22 protein-coding genes and 1 tRNA gene are annotated in these 21919 nt (G+C 60.1%); 12 read left to right on the forward strand and 11 right to left on the reverse strand.

Features of this window, described 5'->3' with window-relative positions:
• The first annotated feature begins 10 nt into the window (after nucleotides 1-10).
• Nucleotides 11-829 carry a transglutaminase domain-containing protein gene (locus K9B32_RS25090; protein ID WP_224567232.1) on the forward strand — a complete coding sequence of 273 codons (819 nt, stop codon included), beginning with the start codon at nucleotides 11-13 and terminating at the stop codon, nucleotides 827-829.
• Between the two features lie 78 nt (nucleotides 830-907).
• Here K9B32_RS25090 and K9B32_RS25095 read toward each other — a convergent pair whose 3' ends face one another.
• The 5 genes from K9B32_RS25095 to chvE form a co-directional block, all read right to left on the reverse strand.
• A complete protein-coding gene (locus tag K9B32_RS25095; RefSeq protein WP_224567234.1) occupies nucleotides 908-2341 on the reverse strand; it encodes an aldehyde dehydrogenase family protein in 1434 nt (477 codons plus the stop codon).
• Nucleotides 2342-2412: 71 nt separating this feature from the next.
• Nucleotides 2413-3408 (reverse strand): AraD1 family protein, encoded by a 996-nt coding sequence (gene araD1, locus K9B32_RS25100; RefSeq protein ID WP_007800266.1) that lies wholly within the window; start codon nucleotides 3406-3408, stop codon nucleotides 2413-2415.
• A gap of 111 nt (nucleotides 3409-3519) precedes the next feature.
• Nucleotides 3520-4728 carry a multiple monosaccharide ABC transporter permease gene (gene mmsB / locus K9B32_RS25105; RefSeq protein ID WP_224567237.1) on the reverse strand — a complete coding sequence of 403 codons (1209 nt, stop codon included), beginning with the start codon at nucleotides 4726-4728 and terminating at the stop codon, nucleotides 3520-3522.
• Nucleotides 4725-6263 carry a multiple monosaccharide ABC transporter ATP-binding protein gene (mmsA, locus tag K9B32_RS25110; RefSeq protein ID WP_007800268.1) on the reverse strand — a complete coding sequence of 513 codons (1539 nt, stop codon included), beginning with the start codon at nucleotides 6261-6263 and terminating at the stop codon, nucleotides 4725-4727. The genes mmsB and mmsA overlap by 4 nt, the downstream gene beginning before the upstream one ends.
• A gap of 99 nt (nucleotides 6264-6362) precedes the next feature.
• Entirely contained in the window at nucleotides 6363-7427 is a 1065-nt protein-coding gene (gene chvE / locus K9B32_RS25115) for a multiple monosaccharide ABC transporter substrate-binding protein (RefSeq protein ID WP_007800269.1), read from the reverse strand.
• 273 nt (nucleotides 7428-7700) lie between these two features.
• Here chvE and K9B32_RS25120 point away from each other — a divergent pair, with 273 nt between their 5' ends.
• Nucleotides 7701-8708, forward strand: a complete 1008-nt coding sequence (locus K9B32_RS25120; RefSeq protein WP_224567240.1) for a LysR family transcriptional regulator — start codon at nucleotides 7701-7703, stop codon at nucleotides 8706-8708.
• Nucleotides 8709-8763: 55 nt separating this feature from the next.
• The gene (locus K9B32_RS25125; RefSeq protein ID WP_224567242.1) at nucleotides 8764-9234 is read left to right on the forward strand and encodes a hypothetical protein; all 471 of its coding nucleotides are present in this window, start codon (nucleotides 8764-8766) and stop codon (nucleotides 9232-9234) included.
• Here the strand turns inward: K9B32_RS25125 and K9B32_RS25130 are convergent, their stop codons facing one another.
• Nucleotides 9235-9489 (reverse strand): hypothetical protein, encoded by a 255-nt coding sequence (locus K9B32_RS25130; RefSeq protein ID WP_224567243.1) that lies wholly within the window; start codon nucleotides 9487-9489, stop codon nucleotides 9235-9237.
• Nucleotides 9490-9640: 151 nt separating this feature from the next.
• Between K9B32_RS25130 and iolG the strand changes: the two genes are divergently transcribed.
• Nucleotides 9641-10633, forward strand: coding sequence for an inositol 2-dehydrogenase (gene iolG, locus K9B32_RS25135; RefSeq protein WP_224567245.1), 993 nt, complete (start codon nucleotides 9641-9643; stop codon nucleotides 10631-10633).
• 92 nt (nucleotides 10634-10725) lie between these two features.
• Here iolG and K9B32_RS25140 read toward each other — a convergent pair whose 3' ends face one another.
• Nucleotides 10726-11949, reverse strand: coding sequence for an ROK family protein (locus K9B32_RS25140; RefSeq protein WP_224567248.1), 1224 nt, complete (start codon nucleotides 11947-11949; stop codon nucleotides 10726-10728).
• 225 nt (nucleotides 11950-12174) lie between these two features.
• On the opposite strand from K9B32_RS25140, the gene xylF reads away from it, so the two are divergent.
• The 7 genes from xylF to K9B32_RS25170 all read left to right on the forward strand — a co-directional run bounded on the left by xylF (nucleotide 12175) and on the right by K9B32_RS25170 (nucleotide 17361).
• Nucleotides 12175-13215 (forward strand): D-xylose ABC transporter substrate-binding protein, encoded by a 1041-nt coding sequence (gene xylF, locus K9B32_RS25145; RefSeq protein WP_007800280.1) that lies wholly within the window; start codon nucleotides 12175-12177, stop codon nucleotides 13213-13215.
• Between the two features lie 264 nt (nucleotides 13216-13479).
• Nucleotides 13480-14793: a sugar ABC transporter permease gene (locus tag K9B32_RS25150; RefSeq protein WP_224567249.1), complete on the forward strand. Its 1314-nt coding sequence runs from the start codon at nucleotides 13480-13482 to the stop codon at nucleotides 14791-14793.
• 14 nt (nucleotides 14794-14807) lie between these two features.
• The gene (locus K9B32_RS25155; protein WP_007800285.1) at nucleotides 14808-15608 is read left to right on the forward strand and encodes an ATP-binding cassette domain-containing protein; all 801 of its coding nucleotides are present in this window, start codon (nucleotides 14808-14810) and stop codon (nucleotides 15606-15608) included.
• A gap of 129 nt (nucleotides 15609-15737) precedes the next feature.
• Nucleotides 15738-15814: transfer RNA gene (locus tag K9B32_RS25160), tRNA-Arg, on the forward strand.
• A gap of 123 nt (nucleotides 15815-15937) precedes the next feature.
• A complete protein-coding gene (locus K9B32_RS25165) occupies nucleotides 15938-16684 on the forward strand; it encodes a hypothetical protein (protein WP_224567251.1) in 747 nt (248 codons plus the stop codon).
• A gap of 113 nt (nucleotides 16685-16797) precedes the next feature.
• Nucleotides 16798-16920 (forward strand): hypothetical protein, encoded by a 123-nt coding sequence (locus tag K9B32_RS29000; RefSeq protein ID WP_263491106.1) that lies wholly within the window; start codon nucleotides 16798-16800, stop codon nucleotides 16918-16920.
• A 21-nt stretch (nucleotides 16921-16941) separates the two neighbouring features.
• A complete protein-coding gene (locus K9B32_RS25170) occupies nucleotides 16942-17361 on the forward strand; it encodes a hypothetical protein (RefSeq protein WP_224567254.1) in 420 nt (139 codons plus the stop codon).
• A gap of 55 nt (nucleotides 17362-17416) precedes the next feature.
• On the opposite strand, the gene K9B32_RS25175 is transcribed toward K9B32_RS25170, so the two are convergent.
• Together K9B32_RS25175 and K9B32_RS25180 are read right to left on the reverse strand one after the other, a co-directional pair.
• Complete coding sequence (locus K9B32_RS25175; RefSeq protein WP_224567256.1) at nucleotides 17417-18496, reverse strand: alkene reductase; 1080 nt, start codon at nucleotides 18494-18496, stop codon at nucleotides 17417-17419.
• A 29-nt stretch (nucleotides 18497-18525) separates the two neighbouring features.
• Nucleotides 18526-19275 (reverse strand): SDR family oxidoreductase, encoded by a 750-nt coding sequence (locus tag K9B32_RS25180; protein WP_224567259.1) that lies wholly within the window; start codon nucleotides 19273-19275, stop codon nucleotides 18526-18528.
• A gap of 97 nt (nucleotides 19276-19372) precedes the next feature.
• On the opposite strand from K9B32_RS25180, the gene K9B32_RS25185 reads away from it, so the two are divergent.
• Nucleotides 19373-20314 carry a LysR family transcriptional regulator gene (locus tag K9B32_RS25185; protein WP_224567261.1) on the forward strand — a complete coding sequence of 314 codons (942 nt, stop codon included), beginning with the start codon at nucleotides 19373-19375 and terminating at the stop codon, nucleotides 20312-20314.
• A gap of 414 nt (nucleotides 20315-20728) precedes the next feature.
• Here K9B32_RS25185 and K9B32_RS25190 read toward each other — a convergent pair whose 3' ends face one another.
• Nucleotides 20729-21145, reverse strand: a complete 417-nt coding sequence (locus tag K9B32_RS25190; RefSeq protein ID WP_224567264.1) for a DUF1622 domain-containing protein — start codon at nucleotides 21143-21145, stop codon at nucleotides 20729-20731.
• 49 nt (nucleotides 21146-21194) lie between these two features.
• Complete coding sequence (locus K9B32_RS25195) at nucleotides 21195-21875, reverse strand: YoaK family protein (RefSeq protein WP_224567266.1); 681 nt, start codon at nucleotides 21873-21875, stop codon at nucleotides 21195-21197.
• Between the last annotated feature and the right edge of the window lie 44 nt (nucleotides 21876-21919).

A 21919-nucleotide genomic window follows, 5' to 3' on the forward strand; every position in this document is an offset into this window, starting at 1 on the left:
CGGGCACGACATGAAACTTAAGATCAGCCACGTCACCGAATATCACTACGAAGAGCCGTCGGCGTTCTCGCTGCAGCGGCTGCGGCTGACGCCGCCGACCGTGGTCGGGCAAACGATCCTCAACTGGTCCCTGCATGTCGAGGGCGCCAAGCCCGAGGTTGAATACGACGATCAGTTCGGCAACCATGTCAACCTCGTCTCGCTGGAGGGTGAGCAGCGGACGACACGCATCGTTGCCGAAGGCGAAGTCGAAACGGAAGATCGAAACGGCGTCCTCGGCCCCCACAGCGGCTTCTGCCCGCTCTGGCTATTCCTGCGCGAGACGCCAAGGACGAAGCCCGGAAAGCTTGTCAAGGAGCTGACCAAAGGCGTGAGCGGCGAAAACGAACTTGCGCGCATGCACGCGCTGATGTCCGAGATTCATGAGATGGTAGCCTACCGGCCCGGGACGAGCGATACCGAGACGACAGCGGAGCAGGCGCTGGAGAAGAAAAGCGGCGTCTGCCAGGATCACGCTCATATCTTTGTGGCCGCCGCACGCAGCCTCGGCGTTCCGGCCCGCTACGTCTCCGGTTACTTGATGATGGAAGAGAAGGTTGAGCAGGCAGCGACCCACGCCTGGGGTGAAGCGCACGTCGCGGGCCTTGGTTGGGTCGGCTTCGACCCGGCCAACAATATCTGCCCGGACGCACGCTATGTGCGTGTAGCCTCCGGCCTCTGCTACCGCGATGCCGCCCCCGTTTCAGGCATGCGCATCGGCACGCCGGGCGAAAAGCTGTCGGTCGTCGTCACGGTGGAAGATCAGGGACAGATGCAGAGCCAGAGCTGAGCGGCTGGCCTAGGAAGAACTCTGTATCGAGATCTGGCCGAGCCGCCACAGGGCGGCTCGGATCGTTTTGGGCCGTGGTTAGGCCAGCGTGTAAGCTGTCTTGACGGTCGTGTAGAACTCCGCCGCGTACTTGCCCTGCTCGCGCGGGCCATAGGATGAACCCTTGCGGCCGCCGAAGGGAACGTGGAAATCGACGCCCGCAGTCGGCAGGTTGACCATCACCATGCCAGCTTCGGAGTTACGCTTGAAATGCGTGGCGTGCTTGAGGCTCGTCGTGGCGATGCCGGCTGACAGGCCGAACGGCGTGTCGTTGGCGGTCGCCAGCGCTTCTTCGTAGTCCTTGACGCGGATGACCGAGACAACAGGACCGAAGATTTCCTCCCTGCTGATACGCATCTGGTTCGTGGCTTCCGTAAACAGCGTCGGCTGCAGATAGAAGCCGGGCGTCTCGCGGGTGATGAGTTCGCCGCCGAAGGCGAGTTTCGCGCCTTCTTGTCTGCCGATCTCGATATAGTCGGTATCGGTCTTCAACTGCTTCTCATCGACGACCGGCCCGATGTGCGTGCCAGGCTTCAGCGCGTTGTCGACGACGAGCGTCTCCAGCTTTTGCGTCAACGCGGCAACAAACTTGTCGTGGATGCCTTCGGTGACAATCAAACGCGACGACGCCGTGCAGCGCTGGCCGGTAGAAAAGAAGCCGGAATTGGCGGCCGCTTCGACGGCGACGGTGAGATCGGCATCGTCGAGGACGACCATCGGGTTCTTGCCGCCCATTTCCAGCTGGAACTTGCGGTTATGCTCGATCGAGGCGGCCGCGACGCGGCGCCCCGTGCCGGTGGAACCGGTAAACGTGATGCCCGCGACATCAGGACTGTCGAGCATCGCCTGGCCGACAACCGAACCCTTCCCCATGACGAGGTTCAGCACGCCCTTCGGCAGGCCGGCACGGTGCAGGATGTCGACGATTGCCCAGGAGCAGGCCGGAACGAGTTCGGCTGGCTTGAAGACGATCGTGTTGCCATAGCAGAGCGCCGGCGCGATCTTCCAGGCAGGAATCGCGATCGGGAAATTCCAGGGCGTGATGATGCCGATCACGCCGAGCGGGTCGCGGGTGATCTCGACGCCAATGTTGGGGCGAACCGACGGGATGACCTCGCCTGCAAGGCGCAATGCCTCGCCAGCGAAAAATTCAAAGATCTGCGAGGCGCGGATCGTTTCGCCGATCGCTTCAGGAAGCGTCTTGCCCTCTTCGCGGGCAAGCAGGGCGCCGAGCTCGTCCTTGCGGGCCATGATCTCGTCGCCGGCCTTCTTCAGGATGACGTGGCGCTCCCAGATGCCCGAACGCGACCAGGCAGGAAAGGCTGCCTTGGCGGCGGCAATCGCATTCTTCGTGTCTTCGGCCGTACCGTCCGCATAAAGGCCGACGACTTCGTTGGTGTCCGACGGATTGATGTTCTTGGTCGCGTCCGAGCCAACCCATTCGCCGGCAATGAGGTTCTGATAAATGGTCATGGGCTGATTAGGCCTCCTTCACCGTTCTTATGGAAACGGTCCGGCCGTCGAAGCGGCCGGGCCTTGCGAAATTAGAGCTGCTTGACGGCAATCTCTTCTTCGGCGGCAATCTTCAAAGGGTTGCGAAGCGGCAGGCCGAACTCGGCGACTTCGATTTCGAAGACATCGCCCTCTTCCGCCTTGATGCCTTCCGCGAAGGAGAGCGTCGCCGTTCCGAACATGTGGACGTGGACATCGCCGGGCACACGGAACAGGCCGTACTTGAAGTGATGATATTCGAGATTGGCAAAGGTGTGCGACATGTTCGCCTCTCCCGACAGGAAGGGCTTTTCGAAGATCACCTTGTCGCCGCGCTTGATGCGCGAGGTGCCGCGGATGTCTTCCGGCGCCACGCCGATGCGGATTTCCGGACCGAAGCTTGCCGGGCGCAGCTTGGAGTGCGCGAGGTAGAGGTAGTTGATCCGCTCCGTGACGTGATCGGAGAACTCGTTCGACAGCGCAAAACCGATGCGGAACGGAGTACCGTCTTCCGCGATGACATAGATGCCCGCCATTTCGGGCTCTTCGCCGCCATCAAGCGCAAAGGACGGGGAAACGAGCGGCGTGCCGGGGGCCGCCGAACCGTAGCCGTTGCCCTTGTAGAACCACTCGGGCTGGACGCCCTTCTCGCCGGCTTTCGGCTTGCCGTTCTCGAGGCCCATCTTGAACATCTTCATCGAGTCGGTGAGCGTCTCTTCAGCCGCCTCGGAGGTCTTCTTGTGCATGGAGTCGCGCGTGGCGGCCGAGCCCAGGTGGGTGAGGCCGGTGCCCGTCAGGTGCAGGTGCGCCGCATCGGGATGCGTCATCGGCGGCAGGAAGCGGCCCTCGGCGTAAGCCTTTTCGAGATCGACCGCATCGCCGTAGCCATGCGCTTCGATCACCGAAACCAGCGACTTGCCGCCATTTGCGGCTTCCATGGCCAGCGCATAGACGCTGCCGGCATTCTTGACGGCTTTCGCGGTACCGCCCGGCTCGCGCACGGCGACAATGATCTCTCCGTTCGAACCCTTGATCTGCGAAATGAGCACGGTCTTCATCCTTTTTTCGATAGCGCGGAAAATGCTCCGCCAATCCGGCTCTAGAATGAGCCGGATTGGTAAGTTCACATAACTGCGAATGCGTGGGCAGCGCCGGAGCGCTTAGCCCTTGTTCTTGTTGTAGACGTCGAAGAAGACGGCAGCGAGAAGCACCAGCCCCTTGACCATCTGCTGGAAGTCGATGCCGAGGCCGACGATCGACATGCCGTTGTTCATGACACCCATGATGAAGGCGCCGATGACAGCGCCGGTGATCTTGCCAACGCCGCCGGATGCCGAGGCACCGCCGATGAAGCAGGCCGCGATAACGTCAAGCTCGAAGCCGACGCCCGCCTTCGGGGTCGCCGAGTTCAGGCGAGCCGCGATGATCATGCCCGCGAGGCCAGCCAGGACACCCATGTTGACGAAGGTGTAAAAGCTCAGGCGCTCGGTGTTGATACCCGAGAGCTTGGTTGCCTTCTCGTTGCCGCCCATGGCGTAAATGCGGCGACCGATTGTCGTGCGGCGCGTTACGAAGGCGTAGGCCGCGATCAACACGAGCATGACGACGAGAACGTTCGGCAGGCCCTTGTAGCTCGAGAGCTGATAGCCGAGAAACAGGATTGCCAGCGACAGGACGGCGTTCTGTGCGATGAAGAAGCTCGTCGGCTCGACATCGATGCCATGGCTCTCGTTTACCTTGCGGCGGCGCCAAGCGAGATAGAAGAGGACAACAGTAATGGCAACCGTCAGGATCAGGGACGTGGAATGCAGCGGAACACCAGCGACATCGATCATCGTGCCCGGTAGGAAGCCGGTCGAGATGACCTGAAAGTCCTTCGGGAACGGGCCGATGTTCTTGCCGCCGAGCACAAACAAGGTAAGGCCACGGAAGACGAGCATCCCCGCCAGCGTAACGATGAAGGACGGAATGCGGTGATACGCAATCCAGTAACCTTGGGCAGCACCGATCAGACCGCCGATGATCAGGCAGAGGATGCCCGCCACCACAAAATTCATTTGCCAGGTGACGGTCATGATTGCGGCAACAGCACCGACGAAGGCGACGATCGAGCCGACCGAGAGGTCGATGTGACCGGCCACGATGACGAGCAGCATGCCAAGCGCCATAATGACGATGAAGGAGTTCTGCAGAACGAGGTTCGTCAGGTTGACCGGCTTGAAGAGAATACCGCCGGTATAAAACTGGAAGAAGATCATGATCGCGACGAGCGCGATAAGCATGCCATATTCGCGGATATTGCCCCTGATATAGTCGGCAACAGATACGACGTTACTTTCCTCGGTGGCTGAAGGGTTGACCGGAGTCATTGTTTCTTCTCCCCTGAGCGCATGATAGCGCGCATGATGGTTTCTTGGCTCGCCTCTCCCTTTGGCAGTTCCGCCACGATACGTCCTTCATTCATGACGTAGATGCGGTCGCACGTGCCAAGCAGTTCCGGCATTTCCGATGAGATCATCAGAACGCCTTTGCCGTCGGCGGCGAGCTGGTTGATGATAGTATAGATTTCGTATTTTGCACCGACATCGATGCCGCGTGTGGGTTCGTCAAGGATCAAAACGTCAGGATCGGAGAACAACCACTTCGACAGCACGACCTTCTGCTGATTGCCGCCCGAGAGATTGACCGCTTCCTGGAAGATGCTGGAGCTGCGGATGCGCAGCTTCGAGCGGTAGTCCGATGCGACCTTCGATTCCTTGATACTGTCGATAACCGTGGCGCTCGACACGCCGGCCAGATTGGCGAGCGTCGTGTTGTGAACGATGTTCTCGCCGAGCACGAGCCCGAGATGCTTGCGGTCTTCGGTCACATAGGCAAGACCGGCATCGATCGCCTTGCGAACGGTGCTGACATCCACCGGCTTGCCGTGCATGGACACGTCGCCATGGATCTTGTGTCCGTAGGACTTGCCGAACAGGCTCATCGCAAATTCGGTGCGACCGGCGCCCATCAGGCCCGCGATACCGACCACTTCGCCCTTGCGGACGGTGACGTTGATGTCGTGCAGAACCTGGCGGTCACGGTGATGCTGGTGATAAGCGTTCCAGTTCTTCACCTCGAGGATCGTCTCGCCGATCGGCACCGAGCGCGGCGGATAACGATCGGCGAGCTCGCGGCCCACCATGTTCTTGATGATGATGTCTTCGCTGATCTCTTCGGTCTGACAGTCGAGCGACTTGACCGTCATGCCGTCGCGCAGAACCGTGATCTGGTCGGCGACCTTGCGCACTTCGTTGAGCTTGTGCGTGATGATGATCGACGTCAGGCCCTGGTTGCGGAACTCGATCAGGAGTTCCAGCAGCGCGTCGGAATCCTTTTCGTTGAGGGAAGCCGTGGGCTCGTCGAGGATCAGCAGCTTTACGCTCTTCGACAACGCCTTGGCGATTTCGACCAGCTGCTGCTTGCCGACGCCGATGTCGGTGACGAGCGTTTCCGGCGACTCCTTGAGGCCAACCTTGCTCAGCAGCTCTTTCGTGCGCTTGAAGGCTTCCTGCCACTTGATGATGCCGTTCTGGGCGACTTCGTTGCCGAGGAAGATGTTTTCGGCGATCGACAGGAGCGGCACCAGCGCCAGTTCCTGGTGAATGATGACGATGCCGATCTCTTCGGAGTCCTTGAGTGCCTTGAAATGACGGACGTCGCCTTCGTAGACAATATCGCCGTCGTAGGTTCCGGCCGGGTAAACGCCGGAGAGAACTTTCATCAGGGTCGACTTTCCGGCCCCGTTTTCACCCACCAATGCGTGGATCTCACCCTGTCGAACCTTGAGGTTCACATTCTCAAGCGCCTTTACGCCTGGGAACGTCTTGGTGATGTTCCGCATTTCGAGGATTGTATTGTCCATGGTCATAATCCAGCGCCAGCAGCCAAAAGAGGCGCGGCGATCATAAAATTGAAGACCGGAACCCGCAAGCAGCGGATTCCGGCCAACTTGGTACAATTATTACTTCAGCTGGTCAGCCTTGTAGTAACCGCCTTCGACGAGGATCTTCTCGTAGTTGGTCTTGTCGACTGCGACCGGGGTCAGCAGGTAGGACGGAACAACCTTGACACCGTTGTCGTAGGTCTTGGTGTCGTTGACTTCAGGCTCCTTGCCTTCCATCAGAGCGTTGACCATGCCGACGGTAACCTTTGCGAGGTCGCGGGTGTCCTTGAAGATCGTGGAGTGCTGCTCGCCAGCGATGATCGACTTGACCGACGGAACTTCAGCGTCCTGGCCGGAAACGACCGGAAGCGGCTGGTCCGGGGTGCCGTAGCCAACGCCCTTCAGCGACGAGATGATGCCGATGGACAGACCGTCGTAAGGCGACAGAACTGCATTGACCTTCGCGTCGGTGTAGTTGGCCGAGAGCAGGTTATCCATACGAGCCTGGGCCGTTGCCGCGTCCCAGCGCAGCGTGCCGACCTTGTCCATGCCGGTCTGGCCGGACTTCACGACGAGCTTGCCGCTGTCGATGTAAGGCTGCAGAACCGACATTGCGCCGTCATAGAAGAAGAAGGCGTTGTTGTCGTCCGGCGAACCACCGAAGAGTTCGATGTTGAACGGACCCTTGCCATCCTTGAGGCCGAGGGCATCAACAATGGAAGTTGCCTGCAGAACGCCGACCTTGAAGTTGTCGAACGTCGCGTAGTAGTCGACGTTGCCCGAATCGCGGATCAGGCGGTCGTAAGCGATGACCTTGATGCCTGCGTCGTGAGCCTTCTGCAGAACGTCGGAAAGCGTCGTGCCGTCGATAGCGGCGATGACGAGAACCTTAACGCCCTTCGTGACCATGTTCTCAATTTGAGACAGCTGGTTCGGAATGTCGTCGTCGGCGTACTGCAGGTCTGTGCTGTAGCCAGCTTCCTGGAGCTGCTTGACGATGTTGTTACCGTCATCGATCCAGCGAGCGGACGACTTCGTGGGCATTGCAATGCCGACAGTCCCCTTGTCGGCTGCCATAGCCGGCATTACGAACGAAGCGACGCCAAAGGCCGCCGCTGCCATCAACGAGATAATGGATTTCATATCTCTCTCTCCCTTAGTTAATAAACGCACGGACGAAAAATCGCCCGCTCCGAAACTGTGGCAGGTTCCGTCTTGGATAATACTTCAGATGGTGAGAAACGAAGTAGGTCTCCTCCACGCTCTCACACGTGTTGAGTGCCAACCAGCACACGGCGGCAAACTGGTATGGATTCCTATAACTGTCAAATAGAATAACTGGCAAAGTGCATAACAATTTTGGTATATCGTTAAAAAGTATTACTTTTAATGGAGCGCGGTTGGGAGGCCGCAACCATGGCGTTCATGTCAGACCCGCAGACCGATGCCTATGTGGACATTCATACCGATATTTTCGGTGACGACGCCCTTTTGAGATCGGGGCTTAAACTGAATCACCTGCGGATGATCGTCGCAATCGAAGATAGCGGGCAAATTTCAGCCGCCGCCGAGGTGCTGAACATTTCGCAGCCGGCGGCATCGCGAATCCTGTCGGAAATGGAGTCGATCGTTAAGACACCGCTCTATGAGCGCGTGGCGCGCGGCGTCGTACTGACGACCTTCGGACAGGCGCTTGCCAGACGGGCGCGCAAGATCATGCTGGAACTTCGCGAGGCCGGCCGCGAGATTGCCGAACTGAAGACGGGAAAGGGCGGCGCCGTCTTCATCGGCGCGGTTACCGCGCCGGCCATGAGCCTTGTGGTACCGGCGATCAAGCGGGTTAGAACCGCCCTGCCCGGCATAGAGGTGACCATACAGGTCGAAACGAGCAACGTGCTTGCCCGCGAACTGCTGGCCGCCCGGCACGACTTCATTATCAGCCGCATTCCCGACGATCTTAATCCGCGCTTGTTCCAGGTCCAGGAGATCGGCGTGGAGAAGGCTTGCCTGATCGTGCGGGGAGGTCATCCGCTGCTGAAGAAGAAGGTCGCCGTCCTCGAGGACCTCCCACGATATGATTGGGTCTTTCAGCCGGCGGGGACGCTGCTGCGCCGGACGATCGAGGACTTGTTCCTCTCTCGCGGCGTGCCGCTGCCGGAAAATATCGTCAACACCTCGTCGCTACTGCTCACCTGCGCGACGGTTTGCCAGACGGATGCAATCGCCCCGATCGCGCTTGACGTCGCGCAGTTCCTGGCGACCCATAAGTCGAAGGCGTCGGATGTGCGGGTATTGCCGATCGATTTCGAGATCAATGTCAGGCCCTACAGCCTGATCACGGTGAAGGAGCGGGCACTCCCCCCGAGCGCGCGCCTCCTTTATGACCTAGTACTGGCCGAGAGCAAGAAGGCGGCCGCGGGCTGACAAGCTTTGCACCATTTTGCTCGCATCTAATGCCCCCCGCCAAAGGAGGGCAATCATGCTGTTCAGCCAATCGGTGTTCCAGTCCGTGCTCGACCGCCTGAAAGCGGAGGACGAGACTGTCGAACAGGATGCACCCGCTTCGGCCCGTGTGAGCGGTCTCAACACCGGACTCGCTTTCAACGTCATGGAAGGGGTCTCGGTATCGTCAGCACGGCCCGACCAGGCGTATTTCGAGACACTGGAATTCATCCCTCCGGAGACGGTGGCCGAGCCCCTGCCGCCTCCTGAACCGGAGCCCGAGCCGGTGATGCCGGATTATCTTGCACGCATCACAGCAGAGGACATCGCCGCCGAATTGGATATTTCAGCTCGCGAAACGGTGCAAAGTCTCAGCGTGAAACGGCGCGCCTTTGCCAAGCAGAACCATCCAGATCGCGTTGACCCGCCGTTCCGTGAGAACGCGACGAAGCGGATGACCACAGCCAATCTGCTGATCGACCAGGCACTGCGCCGCCTTGCCCGCTGACTAGTCCACGTCCTTCTTGTCTTCCTTGTCGTCGTCGTCATCGGTCGATGGCGGCGTGGCGGTCTCCTCCGACTGCGGCTTGTAGGTCCAGAACAGCATGTAGACCGCGTAGACACCGGCACCGCCCGACAGGACGGCCCAGAATGGATCGCCGGTGATGATTTCGACCAGCGCCCAGCCGAAGCAAACGGCCACAATCAGGATGCGAACCCAGAGCGGGCGATAGGCCGGATGTTGTGGATCGATCAGTTGCATCTCATTCCCATAGCTAAATTGTCACACGTCTTTAAGGTGGATTCTGAAAATGTGAAAGAGCGCCGGCTTGACGCGGTGGACATAAAATGGAATGAAAATTCCACATTAGATGCAATTCGGTTCATTTGTTCCGAATCCAAGGGAGGTTCTCATGACAGTCAGATTTGGTCTTCTCGGCGCCGGCCGTATCGGCAAGGTTCATGCGAAGGCCGTCAGCGGCGATGCCAACGCCAAGCTCGTTGCCGTTGCCGACGCGTTCCCGCAGGCAGCCGAAGCGATCGCGTCCGCCTACGGCTGCGAGGTCCGCACGATCGAGGCGATCGAAGCCGCCAAGGATATCGATGCTGTCGTCATCTGCACCCCGACCGACACCCATGCCGATCTGATCGAACGCTTCGCGCGCGCCGGCAAGGCGATCTTCTGCGAAAAGCCGATCGATCTCGACGTTGCCCGCGTCAAGGCCTGCATCAAGGTCGTCGACGAGACCAGGGCCAAGCTGATGGTCGGCTTCAACCGCCGTTTCGACCCGCACTTCATGGCCGTTCGCAAGACGATCGATGACGGCCGAATCGGCGACGTCGAAATGGTCACCATCACCTCGCGCGATCCGGGCGCTCCGCCGGTCGACTACATCAAGCGTTCGGGCGGCATCTTCCGCGACATGACGATCCATGACTTCGACATGGCCCGCTTCCTTCTTGGTGAGGAGCCGGTTGCCGTCAGCGCGACCGCGGCGGTCCTCGTCGACAAGGCGATCGGCGAAGCCGGCGACTACGACAGCGTTTCGGTGATCCTGCAGACCAAGTCCGGCAAGCAGGCGATCATCTCCAACTCGCGCCGCGCCACCTATGGCTACGACCAGCGCATCGAAGTGCATGGCTCGAAGGGCATGGTCGCCGCCGAAAACCAGCGCCCGGTCTCGATCGAGGTTGCCAACGGCGACGGCTACACCCGCCCGCCGCTGCACGACTTCTTCATGACCCGCTACACCGAAGCCTATGCCAACGAGATCGCGAGCTTCATCGCCGCGATCGAGAAGGGCGCGAAGATTACGCCGTCCGGCGCCGATGGCCTCGCTGCTCTGGCGCTTGCCGATGCTGCCGTGCAGTCCGTCAAGGAAGGCAAACTCATCAAGATTGGCTGACGGCCCTCTCCCGACCGAAAGCCACCTGTGAAATGGCCGGGTCCCTGCCCGGCCATTTCTCGTTTCATTGCTATGCTGCGCGGGACGCACGGCTAGTCCGATCCCTGAATGCCGGACAGAACCAGCTCCTGATCGATAACCGACAATGCCCTGTCCAGATGCCCCTCGAAGACGAGGATCGATTCGTCAGGTACGACGCGGATCTCCGGCATCCCTTCCATCCGCACGACATGCGCTTGGCCAAGCCCTTCCTCGATCCCTTGTCGCAACAGATCATAGTAACGCGTTCCCGGACCGGTGATCGCGATCGGCATACGCTCCGTCAGGCTGAGGAGACGCGAAAGCCCGTTTCCGAGTGCGATACCGGCCTGCCTGAACGCAAAAGCGGACATGCGATGCCCCTGGCGCGCTTGCGCGGCGATCTTGTCGAGCTCGGCAACCGGCACGAACTTGGCCGGGATCGTGTCGAGCGGCACTTCGAAGGCCATGCGCAAAATGGCATAGAATCCGGCATAGGCCTCGATGCACCCCCTGCTTCCACAGCGACAAAGGCCTCCGTTTGCCATATGCAGCATATGGCCGAAATTCGGCGCCGAGATCTCACGCTCCCCCTGCCCCGTGCGCCGAACGATGCCGAGGCCGATGCTATGTCCGAGCGACAACGCCGCCAGCGAGCGGAATTCCGCTGGCCTGGTGTTCTCCTCATGCGCGCCGAGCGCCGCGGCAACCAGCTGCGTCTCGTTGCCGAGAATGATCTTGGCCTGCCAGTCCGGCCGTAATGCCGATTCAAAGTCGATCTGATTGCTGCCGAATATCGGGGACCACACCAGCACGGGGTCCGTGGCATGCACGAGACCTTTGCTGCTGATCGATATCAGCAGCACTTTTTCCTGGGAAAGCTTTGAGCGTGAAAGAATGCGTGCAAGCCCCTCCCTGACGGAGGCAATAAACCGCTCGGCACCGGCGGGATCGTGTGACCTTTCCTCGCTGAACCGGTCGATGAGCCTGCCGGCATAGTCGACGAGCGAATACTGGACGCCATCCGATGAAATGATCACGACGACAAGGTAGCCGCAGTCGCGCCGCTGCCGAAACAGCACGCGCGGACGCCCTCTCCCGCTCGTTGCCTGGTGTTCGGATTTCTCGATGATCTGCGCTTTTTCCAGATCGGCGGTGATTGCCGAGATCGTCGCCGAGGAAAGCTTCGTAAATTCGGAAATCCCCGTATGCGCCAGCGCGCCATGTCTTCGAAGCGCGGCAAGCACGAGGACGCTATTTCGCTGCCGGACCAATTCCGTGCTCGACTTGGTCAGCATATATGCCGGCCCTCTCCCCCTCGCATTCCGCCCTCGTTCACACAGCATCTCCAGCAGTTTTCGCAACGGAAACGAAGCTGATAGTGCGGTGTTGACAGTTGAAAAAATCTCTGACACTAAATTTCTCGACTGTCGAGAAAATAATTGGAACTTCTCGTCAGCGAACCGCGGCGGCCGGAGGAACCACTGGCTGGGGCTGGCCGCAACTCACTCGGGAGGATAATTATGAAGTCAATTTTGAAGCTGATGGCCGGGGCGGCCATCCTTGTATCGGTCCACACTGCCGCCATGGCTGCCGATCTCGTCGTTGGCGTTTCCTGGTCGAACTTCCAGGAAGAGCGTTGGAAGACCGACGAAGCTGCCATCAAGAAGGCACTGGAAGCCAAGGGCGCCAAGTACATCTCCGCTGACGCCCAGTCGTCCGCCGCAAAGCAGCTGACCGACGTTGAATCGCTGATTTCGCAGGGCGCGAATGCACTCATCATCCTCGCTCAGGATAGCGACGCCATCGGCCCGGCCATCGAAAAGGCCGCCGCTGAAGGCATCCCGGTCGTCGGTTACGACCGTCTGATCGAAAACCCGGCTGCCTTCTACATCACCTTCGACAACAAGGAAGTTGGTCGTCTGCAGGCTGAAGGCGTGTTCAAGGTGAAGCCGGAAGGCAACTATGTCTTCATCAAGGGCTCTTCGTCCGACCCGAACGCGGACTTCCTGTTCTCGGGCCAGATGGAAGTGCTGAAGGCCGCCGTGGATGCCGGCAAGATCAAGAACGTCGGCGAAGCCTACACCGACGGCTGGCTGCCAGAGAACGCACAGCGCAACATGGAGCAGTTCCTGACGGCGAACAACAACAAGGTTGATGCCGTTGTTGCTTCGAACGACGGCACCGCCGGTGGCGCGATTGCAGCCCTCGACGCGCAGGGCCTCGCCGGCTCCGTACCGGTTTCCGGTCAGGACGCCGACAAGGCAGCTCTGAATCGCGTCGCGCTCGGCACACAGACGGTCTCCGTCTGGAAAGACTCGCGCGAACTGGGCAAGCGCGCCGCCGAAGTCGCGCTCGACCTCGCTGCCGGCAAGAAGATGAACGAGATCGAAGGCGTTCAGACCTTCAAGGGTGGCGCCAAGGGCGTTCCCATGGAATCGGTCTTCCTGAAGCCGCTTCCGATCACCAAGGACAACCTGAACGTCGTCATCGATGCCGGCTGGATCTCCAAGGCTGAAGCTTGCCAGGGCGTCAAGGCCGGCAGCGTCAAGGCTTGCGACTAATCGACGGCCGCAAGGCATAGATTGCCGGCGCCGCAACGGCTGAAACCGTTGCGGCGCCGGATGCGGATTGGAACCGTCGGTCGATGGTCTATCCGCCTCACCCAACCATCGCGGCCTTGATTCCCTGCCGGTTTCATGTCGCGGGACAGAGCGACCGAAATTCGGAAGCACGGCGATGGTCAATACAAGAACGGGGCGACGCCGCGGGCATCGACGTGATGCGAAGCGGATCAAACGTCCAAACAGTGGGGGAACGGCAAACCCATGGCCGAAATGGTAAAATCCACAACTTCAAGCGGACCGAGCATGGCTGAGGGCAACCTCGTCAGCCGCTTCTTCCGCGCGACCGAAATCGACACGCGCCTTCTCGGTATGATCGGTGCGCTGCTTATCATCTGGATCGGCTTTCACATCATCACCGGCGGGTTGTTTCTGACGCCGAGAAACCTGTGGAACCTTTCGGTTCAGACAACCGACATCGCGATCATGACGACCGGGATGGTTCTCATTATCGTGACGCGCAATATCGACCTCTCGGTCGGCTCCGTGCTTGGCCTCTGCGCCATGATCATGGGCGTCACGCAGGCAAAAATCCTGCCCGAATTCATCGGCTTCGACAGCCCTTTCACCTGGATCATCACGCTGATCGTCGGCCTCATCGCCGGCGCACTGATCGGTACCTTCCAGGGCCTCATCATCGCCTTCCTGAACGTTCCCTCCTTCATCGTGACGCTCGGCGGTCTGCTCGTCTGGCGCGGCGCCACCTGGCTCGTCACCAGCGGCCAGACGGTTGCCCCGATGGACCAGACCTTCCGCATCATGGGCGGCGGTGCCGAAGGCTCGATCGGCGCTACCTGGAGCTGGATCGTTGGCGTGCTCGCCTGCCTTTTCGTGATCGGCAGCATCCTGAACTCGCGCCGCCAGCGCAAACGCTTCGGCTTCCCGCGGCGCCCGGTCTGGGCCGAGTACTTCCTGTCGGCGCTCTCCTGCGTGTTGATCCTCGGCGCCGTCTGGATCGCCAACAGCTATTACTGGCCGATCAATATCGCCAAGAGGTACGCAGAGGCGAACAACATTCCGTGGCCCGAAACCGGCTTGGATATCCCCTACGGCATTGCCGTGCCGGTTCTGATCGCAATCATCGTCGGCATCATCATGACCTTCATCGCCACCCGCCTGCGCTTTGGCCGTTACGTCTTCGCGATCGGCGGAAATCCTGAGGCGGCAGAACTTGCCGGTATCAAGACCCGCTGGGTCACTGTCCGCATCTTCGCGCTGATGGGCATGCTCGCCGCTGTCGCGGCAGCGATTTCGACCGCCCGCCTCAACGCCGCCACCAATGCTCAAGGCACGTTGGACGAACTGTATACGATCGCCGCAGCCGTCATCGGCGGCACGTCACTGGCCGGCGGTACCGGCACCATCGCCGGCGCCATGCTCGGCGCACTGGTGATGCAGTCGCTGCAGTCGGGCATGGTGCTTGCCCATGTCGACACGCCGCTGCAGAGCGTCGTCGTCGGTGCGGTGCTGGTCGTCGCCGTCTGGCTCGACACTGTCTATCGTTCGCGTGCCAAGTAAGAGGAGTCCTAGATATGACTGATCAACGCACTCCCCAGAACCAGAACGCTCCTCTTGTGGAACTCAAGAACATCTCGATCTCCTTCGGCGGTATCCACGCCGTGGACAACGCTTCCGTCGATCTTTACCCGGGCGAGGTCGTAGCCCTTCTCGGCCATAACGGCGCTGGCAAGTCGACGCTCATCAAGATCCTCTCCGGCGCTTACAAGCGCGACAGCGGCGAGATCCTGATCAACGGCGAGCCAGCCGACATCCGCAATCCACGCGATGCGAAGAAGTACGGCATCGAGACGATCTACCAGACGCTCGCCGTCGCCGATAACGTCGACGCCGCCGCCAACCTTTATCTCGGCCGCGAGCTGCGTACCCCCTGGGGCACGCTGGACGACGTCGCCATGGAAGCCTCCGCGCGAGAGGTGATGGGGCGTCTCAACCCCAACTTCCGTCGCTTCAAGGAGCCCGTAAAAGCGCTCTCCGGCGGCCAGCGGCAATCGGTGGCGATCGCTCGCGCGATCCTCTTCAACGCCCGCATCCTGATCATGGACGAGCCGACGGCCGCCCTTGGTCCGCAGGAAACGGCGCAGGTCGGCGAGCTGATCAAGCAGCTGAAGAAGGAAGGCATCGGCATCTTCCTGATCAGCCACGACATCCACGACGTCTTCGATCTCGCCGACCGCGTCTCGGTGATGAAGAACGGCCAGGTCGTCGGCCACGCCCGCACCGAGGACGTCACCAAGGATGAAGTGCTCGGCATGATCATCCTCGGCAAGGTGCCGCCTAAGGCCATCCCTGGCCCCGGCGCCATGCAGGTCTGACCCCCAGACGTGAGATATAAAAGTCCGCCGCCCGCAAGAACGGCGGACTTTTCATTTTGTAGATTGAAGCCAGCGAGAAGCTAGGCTAAGAACCACGCATCGGACAGGCGATTCAAACGCCTCAGGCATGCACCCGTAGCTCAGCTGGATAGAGTGTTGGATTCCGATTCCAAAGGTCACAGGTTCGAATCCTGTCGGGTGCGCCACCATTTTCCTTTTCTTTGTCATCACATAAGTGCGAACTCGCACCCGCGGTTCGCGAACTGTAGCCACCATAATTGCGAACTGAGTGCGGTCAACCGAGGGCAATTCGATCCAGGATTCGCACGATGTCGTGGAGCGATACACTCAACCAAAAAGCGGCTTACTGGAGACAGTCCGCAGCCCGCTATAAGGCCACCATTGACCAGACTGGAGCGTTGCCCCGGAGCGACTGGTGGCGCTACGAATACTGCCAGACATCTTACCTGATGCTCGCGAGCAACGAGTATCTGGCCCAGCGATGGTTGGACCAATACCACAATAACGTCCGCCTGACGGCGACGGGGCAGATCGCGCCGCGTGAGGACTTCGCGGATGAAAAGGGAATGTTCGGCCCCCTGTTCAGCCACCTGACGATGGAGTTCGGCACGCGGGGTAGCGTCCCTGCCAAGCTTATCTCGGATGGCAACGCGATGATGGACAAGTATTTCGCGAAAGGCGAACCCACCGGTGTGCGTCTCTTTCAGGACTATCCCGAGACCCTCGACGGCGTAATCGTGAAGTTCGGACAACGAGAGCACATCGAAAAGATGCTCAACAAAGGGGAGGTGCCGGTCACGCCATCCACTTTCTATTCTCAGGCGAGTTTGTCGAAGGCGATGCATGATCTGGAGAGCGAACGCCAGTTCCATCACCCGGCCTTCGATGTCGTCCGAGCTGGCAGGACACGCGCAAAGACGAAGACCGGCTTCGAGGAACCATCGAGGACGGCTTCATCAAGGAAACGGTGCGATGCCCGAATTACGTGCTCTGGTGCGCATGCCGTGACATCGACCGCCGCATGCCGGATGACTTCAACGTCGACGCGGCGCTGATTATTGGAAGCCCGGTGCGTTTGCAAGAAGGCGAAGCCAGCCGACCTGGAAAAGAAGCCCGCTAGAACTATCCGGGGGCTGTGAAGGAATTCTCCGATCCCAAGGAATGCAACATGGTGGGCGCGTGGCTCGGCATGGCCACCGGTCAGATATCCATCGATGCCGCCCTCGCCCGCAATCCCGCAATCGCCAACGATGCCGTGAAGTTCAAGGAAGGCATGATCCGTCTGCAGTAGGACGCGAAGGCCAACCCCAGCATGCTGGACACGTTCCGCGCTCTCGCAGGCATGTGCGATCATTCGACCGAGGAGAACTTCCTGAAGATCGCAAAGGCCGGTCACGACAAGAATCTTCGAACTTGCCAGATCAGTTCGAATCCGTTCGCGCAGCAATTCGTCTGGGTCTCCGACTTCGACAATGGCGGTGCGTGGGTGGTGTCATCGCAGCCCGAAGGTCCATGTGGCGTTGTCCAGCTTTCGCGGTTTGAGAAGGACCAGTCCGCCACCTCCGACCTGTTCTGGCGATACATTGCCCGGAAAGCCGCCACCAATCCGTCGGGCACAGTGTTGCCGGGATTGAGTTGCTCGGCAGTCGATCAGGGCGAGTACGTCTACGACTGGAAGAAGCCTAGATCTGACCATCTGCAGTGCGAGTTCGTGGAGTTCAGTCCTATCTGATCCGCGATCCGCGTGAATCGGTCTTTCCGACCAATACGCAGGATTCTCCGAACTCTCACTGGGCGTCCGACGGGTAGTCGACGTAGCCTTGAATGCCCTGACTGAACCACGTTGTCGGGTCATCCGCAGCGAGTGGGATCTTTTCGGCAAAGCGTTTGGGCAAGTCCGGGTTGGCGATGAACGGACGACCGAACGCGACCGCGTCGCCGACGCCTTCGTCGAGCGCTGCCTGCGCGCGCGCGAACTTGAAGTCGGAATTCAGAATCAAAGGGCCCTTGAACGCATGCCGCAGTTGCCGCGCCAAAGGATCCATCTCGCCGACGCCGAAGGTACCGTCGATCGGCGGCTCCCTCAGTTCCAGATGGGCGATGCCGATCTCCGACAGCATCTCCAAAACCGCAGTGAACAAGGGTAAAGGATTGCTGTCGCGGACACCCTGCGTCTCGCCGTTCGGAGACAGCCGCACGCCCACGCGGTCGGCGCCGATTGCATCGGCTACCGCCTCAGTCGCCTCCCGCAGGAACCGGGCGCGATTTTCAATCGAGCCGCCATAGCGATCGTCCCTGAAGTTCGAGCTGTCTCGCAGGAACTGGTCGATGAGGTAGCCGTTCGAGGCGTGGAGCTGCACCCCGTCGAATCCTGCTTCGATCGCGTTCAGCGCGCCCTGACGGAAGTGCTGGACCAGCTCGGCGATCTCGTCGATCGAAAGCGCCCGTGCCTGCTCATAGGGCTTCTTGCCGCCGTAGGTATGGGCGTAGTTCGGCGCGATCGTGGCTGAAGCCGACACCGGCGCCTCGCCGCTCAGGAAGCTGGGATGGACGACGCGCCCCATCTGCCATAGCTGGGCGATGATGCGGCCACCATTCTCGTGGACTGCATCCGTAATCCTGCGCCATCCGGCGATCTGCTCCGGCGACCACAGGCCGGTCGCATAAGGCCAGCCCAGGCCGAGCTGGTTGATGCCGATCGCCTCGCTGATGATGAGGCCAGCCGAGGCACGCTGTGCGTAGTAGTCGACCATGATGGGCGTGGGGACGTGATCCCTTGTGCCGCGTGCGCGTGTCATGGGTGCCATGAGGATGCGGTTCGGCGCCTTGATCGCTCCGAGTTCTATGGGATCAAAAAGACTGGGCATATTACTTTCCTCTGAGATCTGTTGGTGCTTCAGACCAGACGCGATCCGCCGTCGACGTTGAGCACGGCACCGTTCATCCATCCGTTGCCCATCAGGAAAACGACCGCTTCGCCCGCTTCCGCTGCCGTCCCGAGACGATGAAGCGGCAGGGTCTGCTTGAGTGATTGGACATAGGCGTCCCTGCCATCACCGAGGGTTTTCGAAAGGATCGGCGTGTCGATCGGACCTGGCGACAGCGTGTTGACCCGCCGCGGTGCAAGCTCGACGGCAAGGCCGCGGGCAAAGGCTTCCATCGCGGCGGAAGCGGCCGCGAGCACCGCTGTGCCGTAGGCGTTTGGACGGTCGGCGAGCGCTCCTGAGATGAAGGTGATCGAGGCATCGGAAGCGAGTTTATCGCCGAGCGCACGCAGAACGTGGACCGATGCCCAGATCCGCTCTTCGAAGGCGCGCCGCAGGTAGGTCACGTCAGCAACAAGAACCTTGCCGGCGACGAAGGATCCGGCCAGAAGGACGAGATGGTCGACATGTCCGACGTCGGCGAGCGCTGCATAGATCGCTTCGGTGTTCGTGATGTCAGCGGCCCGCCAGCCCTCGAAGGCGTTCTCCGCCGCCACGTTTTTGGCACGCTCGCGGTCGGAACCGACGACGGTCACCTTCGCGCCAGCATCCCTCGCCTGCCGGGCCGCCGCCAATCCGATTCCGGAGGTGCCGCCAACGATGAGAACACGCTTGCCAGCGAGCGGATTCGTGTGGCTTTGGGAAACTGCTGCCTCTGTCATTTCTCTCTCCTTGAAGCGCCACCGTGGCGCGTTGAAGGAAGATTTAGATTAGCAAGCCTGCCTTGATAATCAGGCCGCATTTCGCTTTACTCATGCCATGGTGGAACAAATCGGAATTGAACGGCTGACGGGGATAATCGCCTTCGCACGTGCGGCCTCTCTCGGAAGCTACACGGCGGCGGCCCGCTCTCTGGCGCTCTCGCCATCGGCGGTCAGCAAGAGCGTTCAGCGCCTGGAGCAGCATCTTGGCATCAGTCTGTTCACGCGCACCACGCGGTCGCTGACCCTTACTCCGGAAGGAAGGGACCTTCACGAGAGGGCCTTGCGACTCCTGAGGGAGGCTGAGGAGATCGAGCAGGCGGCGATGGCTGCGCGCGCCGAGCCCGCGGGCTTCATCAAGGTGACCGCCCCTCTTCCCATCGGCGTGCATCTGATAGCGCCGGCCATTCCCAGGTTTCGGGAGCGGTGCCCCAAGGTGATCATCGACCTCAGGCTGGGCGACCGGTTCACCGACCTTGTCGAGGAAGGCATCGACGTCGCGATCCGCGTTGGAGAACCGGCGGACTCGCGGCTGATCGCAAGAAAGCTCGCCCCCAACAGGATCTGCGCCTTCGCCTCTCCATCCTATCTGGCGGCGCGGGGATGTCCGAAACGGCCGGAAGACCTCGTAGACCACCATTGCGTCAACTTCCGGTACCAGAGCAGCGGGCAGACGCTGCGCTGGCCGTTCAAGGTCGGAGACAAGGTGCTTGAGATCGTACCCAACGCCGTGACGATCGTCGACAACAGCGACGCCGTCGCGGCAGTTGTCGCTGCCGGTGGCGGTATAGGGATTTCGCCCACATACATCGCAGCACCCTACCTGCAGCGGGGACAGCTCGTACCTGTCTTGAAGGAATTCGCCGTCGACAGAAGCAGCATCACGGCGTACTGGCCGGAGAGCCGGAGGGGTAACCCGAACGTCAAGGCGTTCGTGGCTTTCCTAGGCGAAGTCTTTTCCTCGCCTACGGCCTGGGACGCAACATTCGCCTCCTCGTGACCGTCTTGATGTTACAGTAGGCGATGTAGTCAGGAAGGCCGTGGTCGTCCTTCAGGCCTTTGGATTCTTGATAATTTTGTCCTGGATTCGATACTGTCACCTGGCAAATCCGCGAACGAGCTGCTCGGCAGGCGATCAGGGCGAATACGTCTACGACGGGAAGAAGACCAGATCTGACCATCCGCAGTGCGAGTTCGTCGAGTTCAGTCCACTCTGACCCCGTCACCTCGAAAACAAAAAAGGCCGGGGCGAAACCGCACCGACCTTCCTCATCATCGCCAATCTACCAGTGCCAGTACATCCGTGGTCAAAAGCATTTCAACGATGCGACGTTGCGAGCAGCGAATTTCAGCGCTCATCAGCAATGCCAATGAAAGTGTTCTACCTAAGAAATGTGTTCGCAACAAGCCGCAACTAGAAATCAGTCACTGGGCCAATCGTTCGCGGGCTCCCACGCTGGGCATTCCTCGACCACGGCCACTGACCATCGATCTCGGCCTCGAGCGAAAAGCTCAGGAAAGTTCGAATGAGGACGATGAGTCCGAGAAGGCCGACGCTTTCCCACGTCAGAGGAGCAATGATAGTGGCGATGATATCCGCCCCTATCAGGATTTCGAGCCCAAGCAATATTCCCCGCCCGAGATTGGCGCGATAGCGCTCATAGGCATCGCGTTGTCCGGACGAGAGCAGATCCCGGACGTATCCGGCCGTCGCCACGGCCACACCGATCAGGATTACGCCGACCCCGAAGAATTCGAGCCCGGTTGCAAGCGGCTTCAACACGGGAGCGATCAGGTTGGCGAGACCGCTCGCTTCACTACCAATGTCCATCTCAATATCCTCTCTAATAAAACTGAAAAGTCCTGACTCCCAGTTTCTGTTAATTGGGCTCGGCACCTGACGTGCTGGCGAAGAGAGCAACGGCGGCGACGATGGCTGGCAGGCTAAAGGCGGCCGCGGGGATGAACATGTAGCCGGCCGCTCCGGCGCCGCATCCGACGGCAAACGTCAGGACAGCGGTGGCCATCTTTTTCACCCGTGCTTTTGCGACGGTGATTTCCTGGGCTTTCGAGTTGGCAAGGATGTCGGCAAGATCGAGCATGATCTGTGTCGTCGTACCCGTCATCAGGGTGGTCGGCGGCGCTTTCGACAGATGGGACCGGTGAAGACCGTTCTGTATGGCCATTGCCGACACCAGTGTCATCGCAACGGCAAACGTAATGCCATTCTCGTCGCCGTGGAATGGACCATAAATAATGGCAATGACCGCGACCGCGGCGAGCAGGATCAATTTTACGACCAGCATGGGCCGGACGGGGGAGCGATTCCGGTTTTGAAGTTTCAGGCAGACCAGCCGGGACGCGAAGACGACCAGGCAGAACATCGGAAGGACCAGCACCTTCGACAAGGCTCCGCCAAGGCCATGCGCCATCGTTGCGCCCAAGGTCACGAAGTTGCCTGTGACATGCGCAGTAAAAAGCCCTGAAAGAGCCAGGAAGCCGAGCGTATCGACGTAGCCGCCATTGAAACTCAGCAGGGTAGGAAGGGAGGGAAGCTTCATTTCTTGACCTCTATTTCTGTTAGGTACCGCGACTTTGCTCGCGA

It is taken from the genome of Rhizobium sp. 3T7 (assembly GCF_020166565.1).
Lineage (GTDB): Bacteria > Pseudomonadota > Alphaproteobacteria > Rhizobiales > Rhizobiaceae > Rhizobium.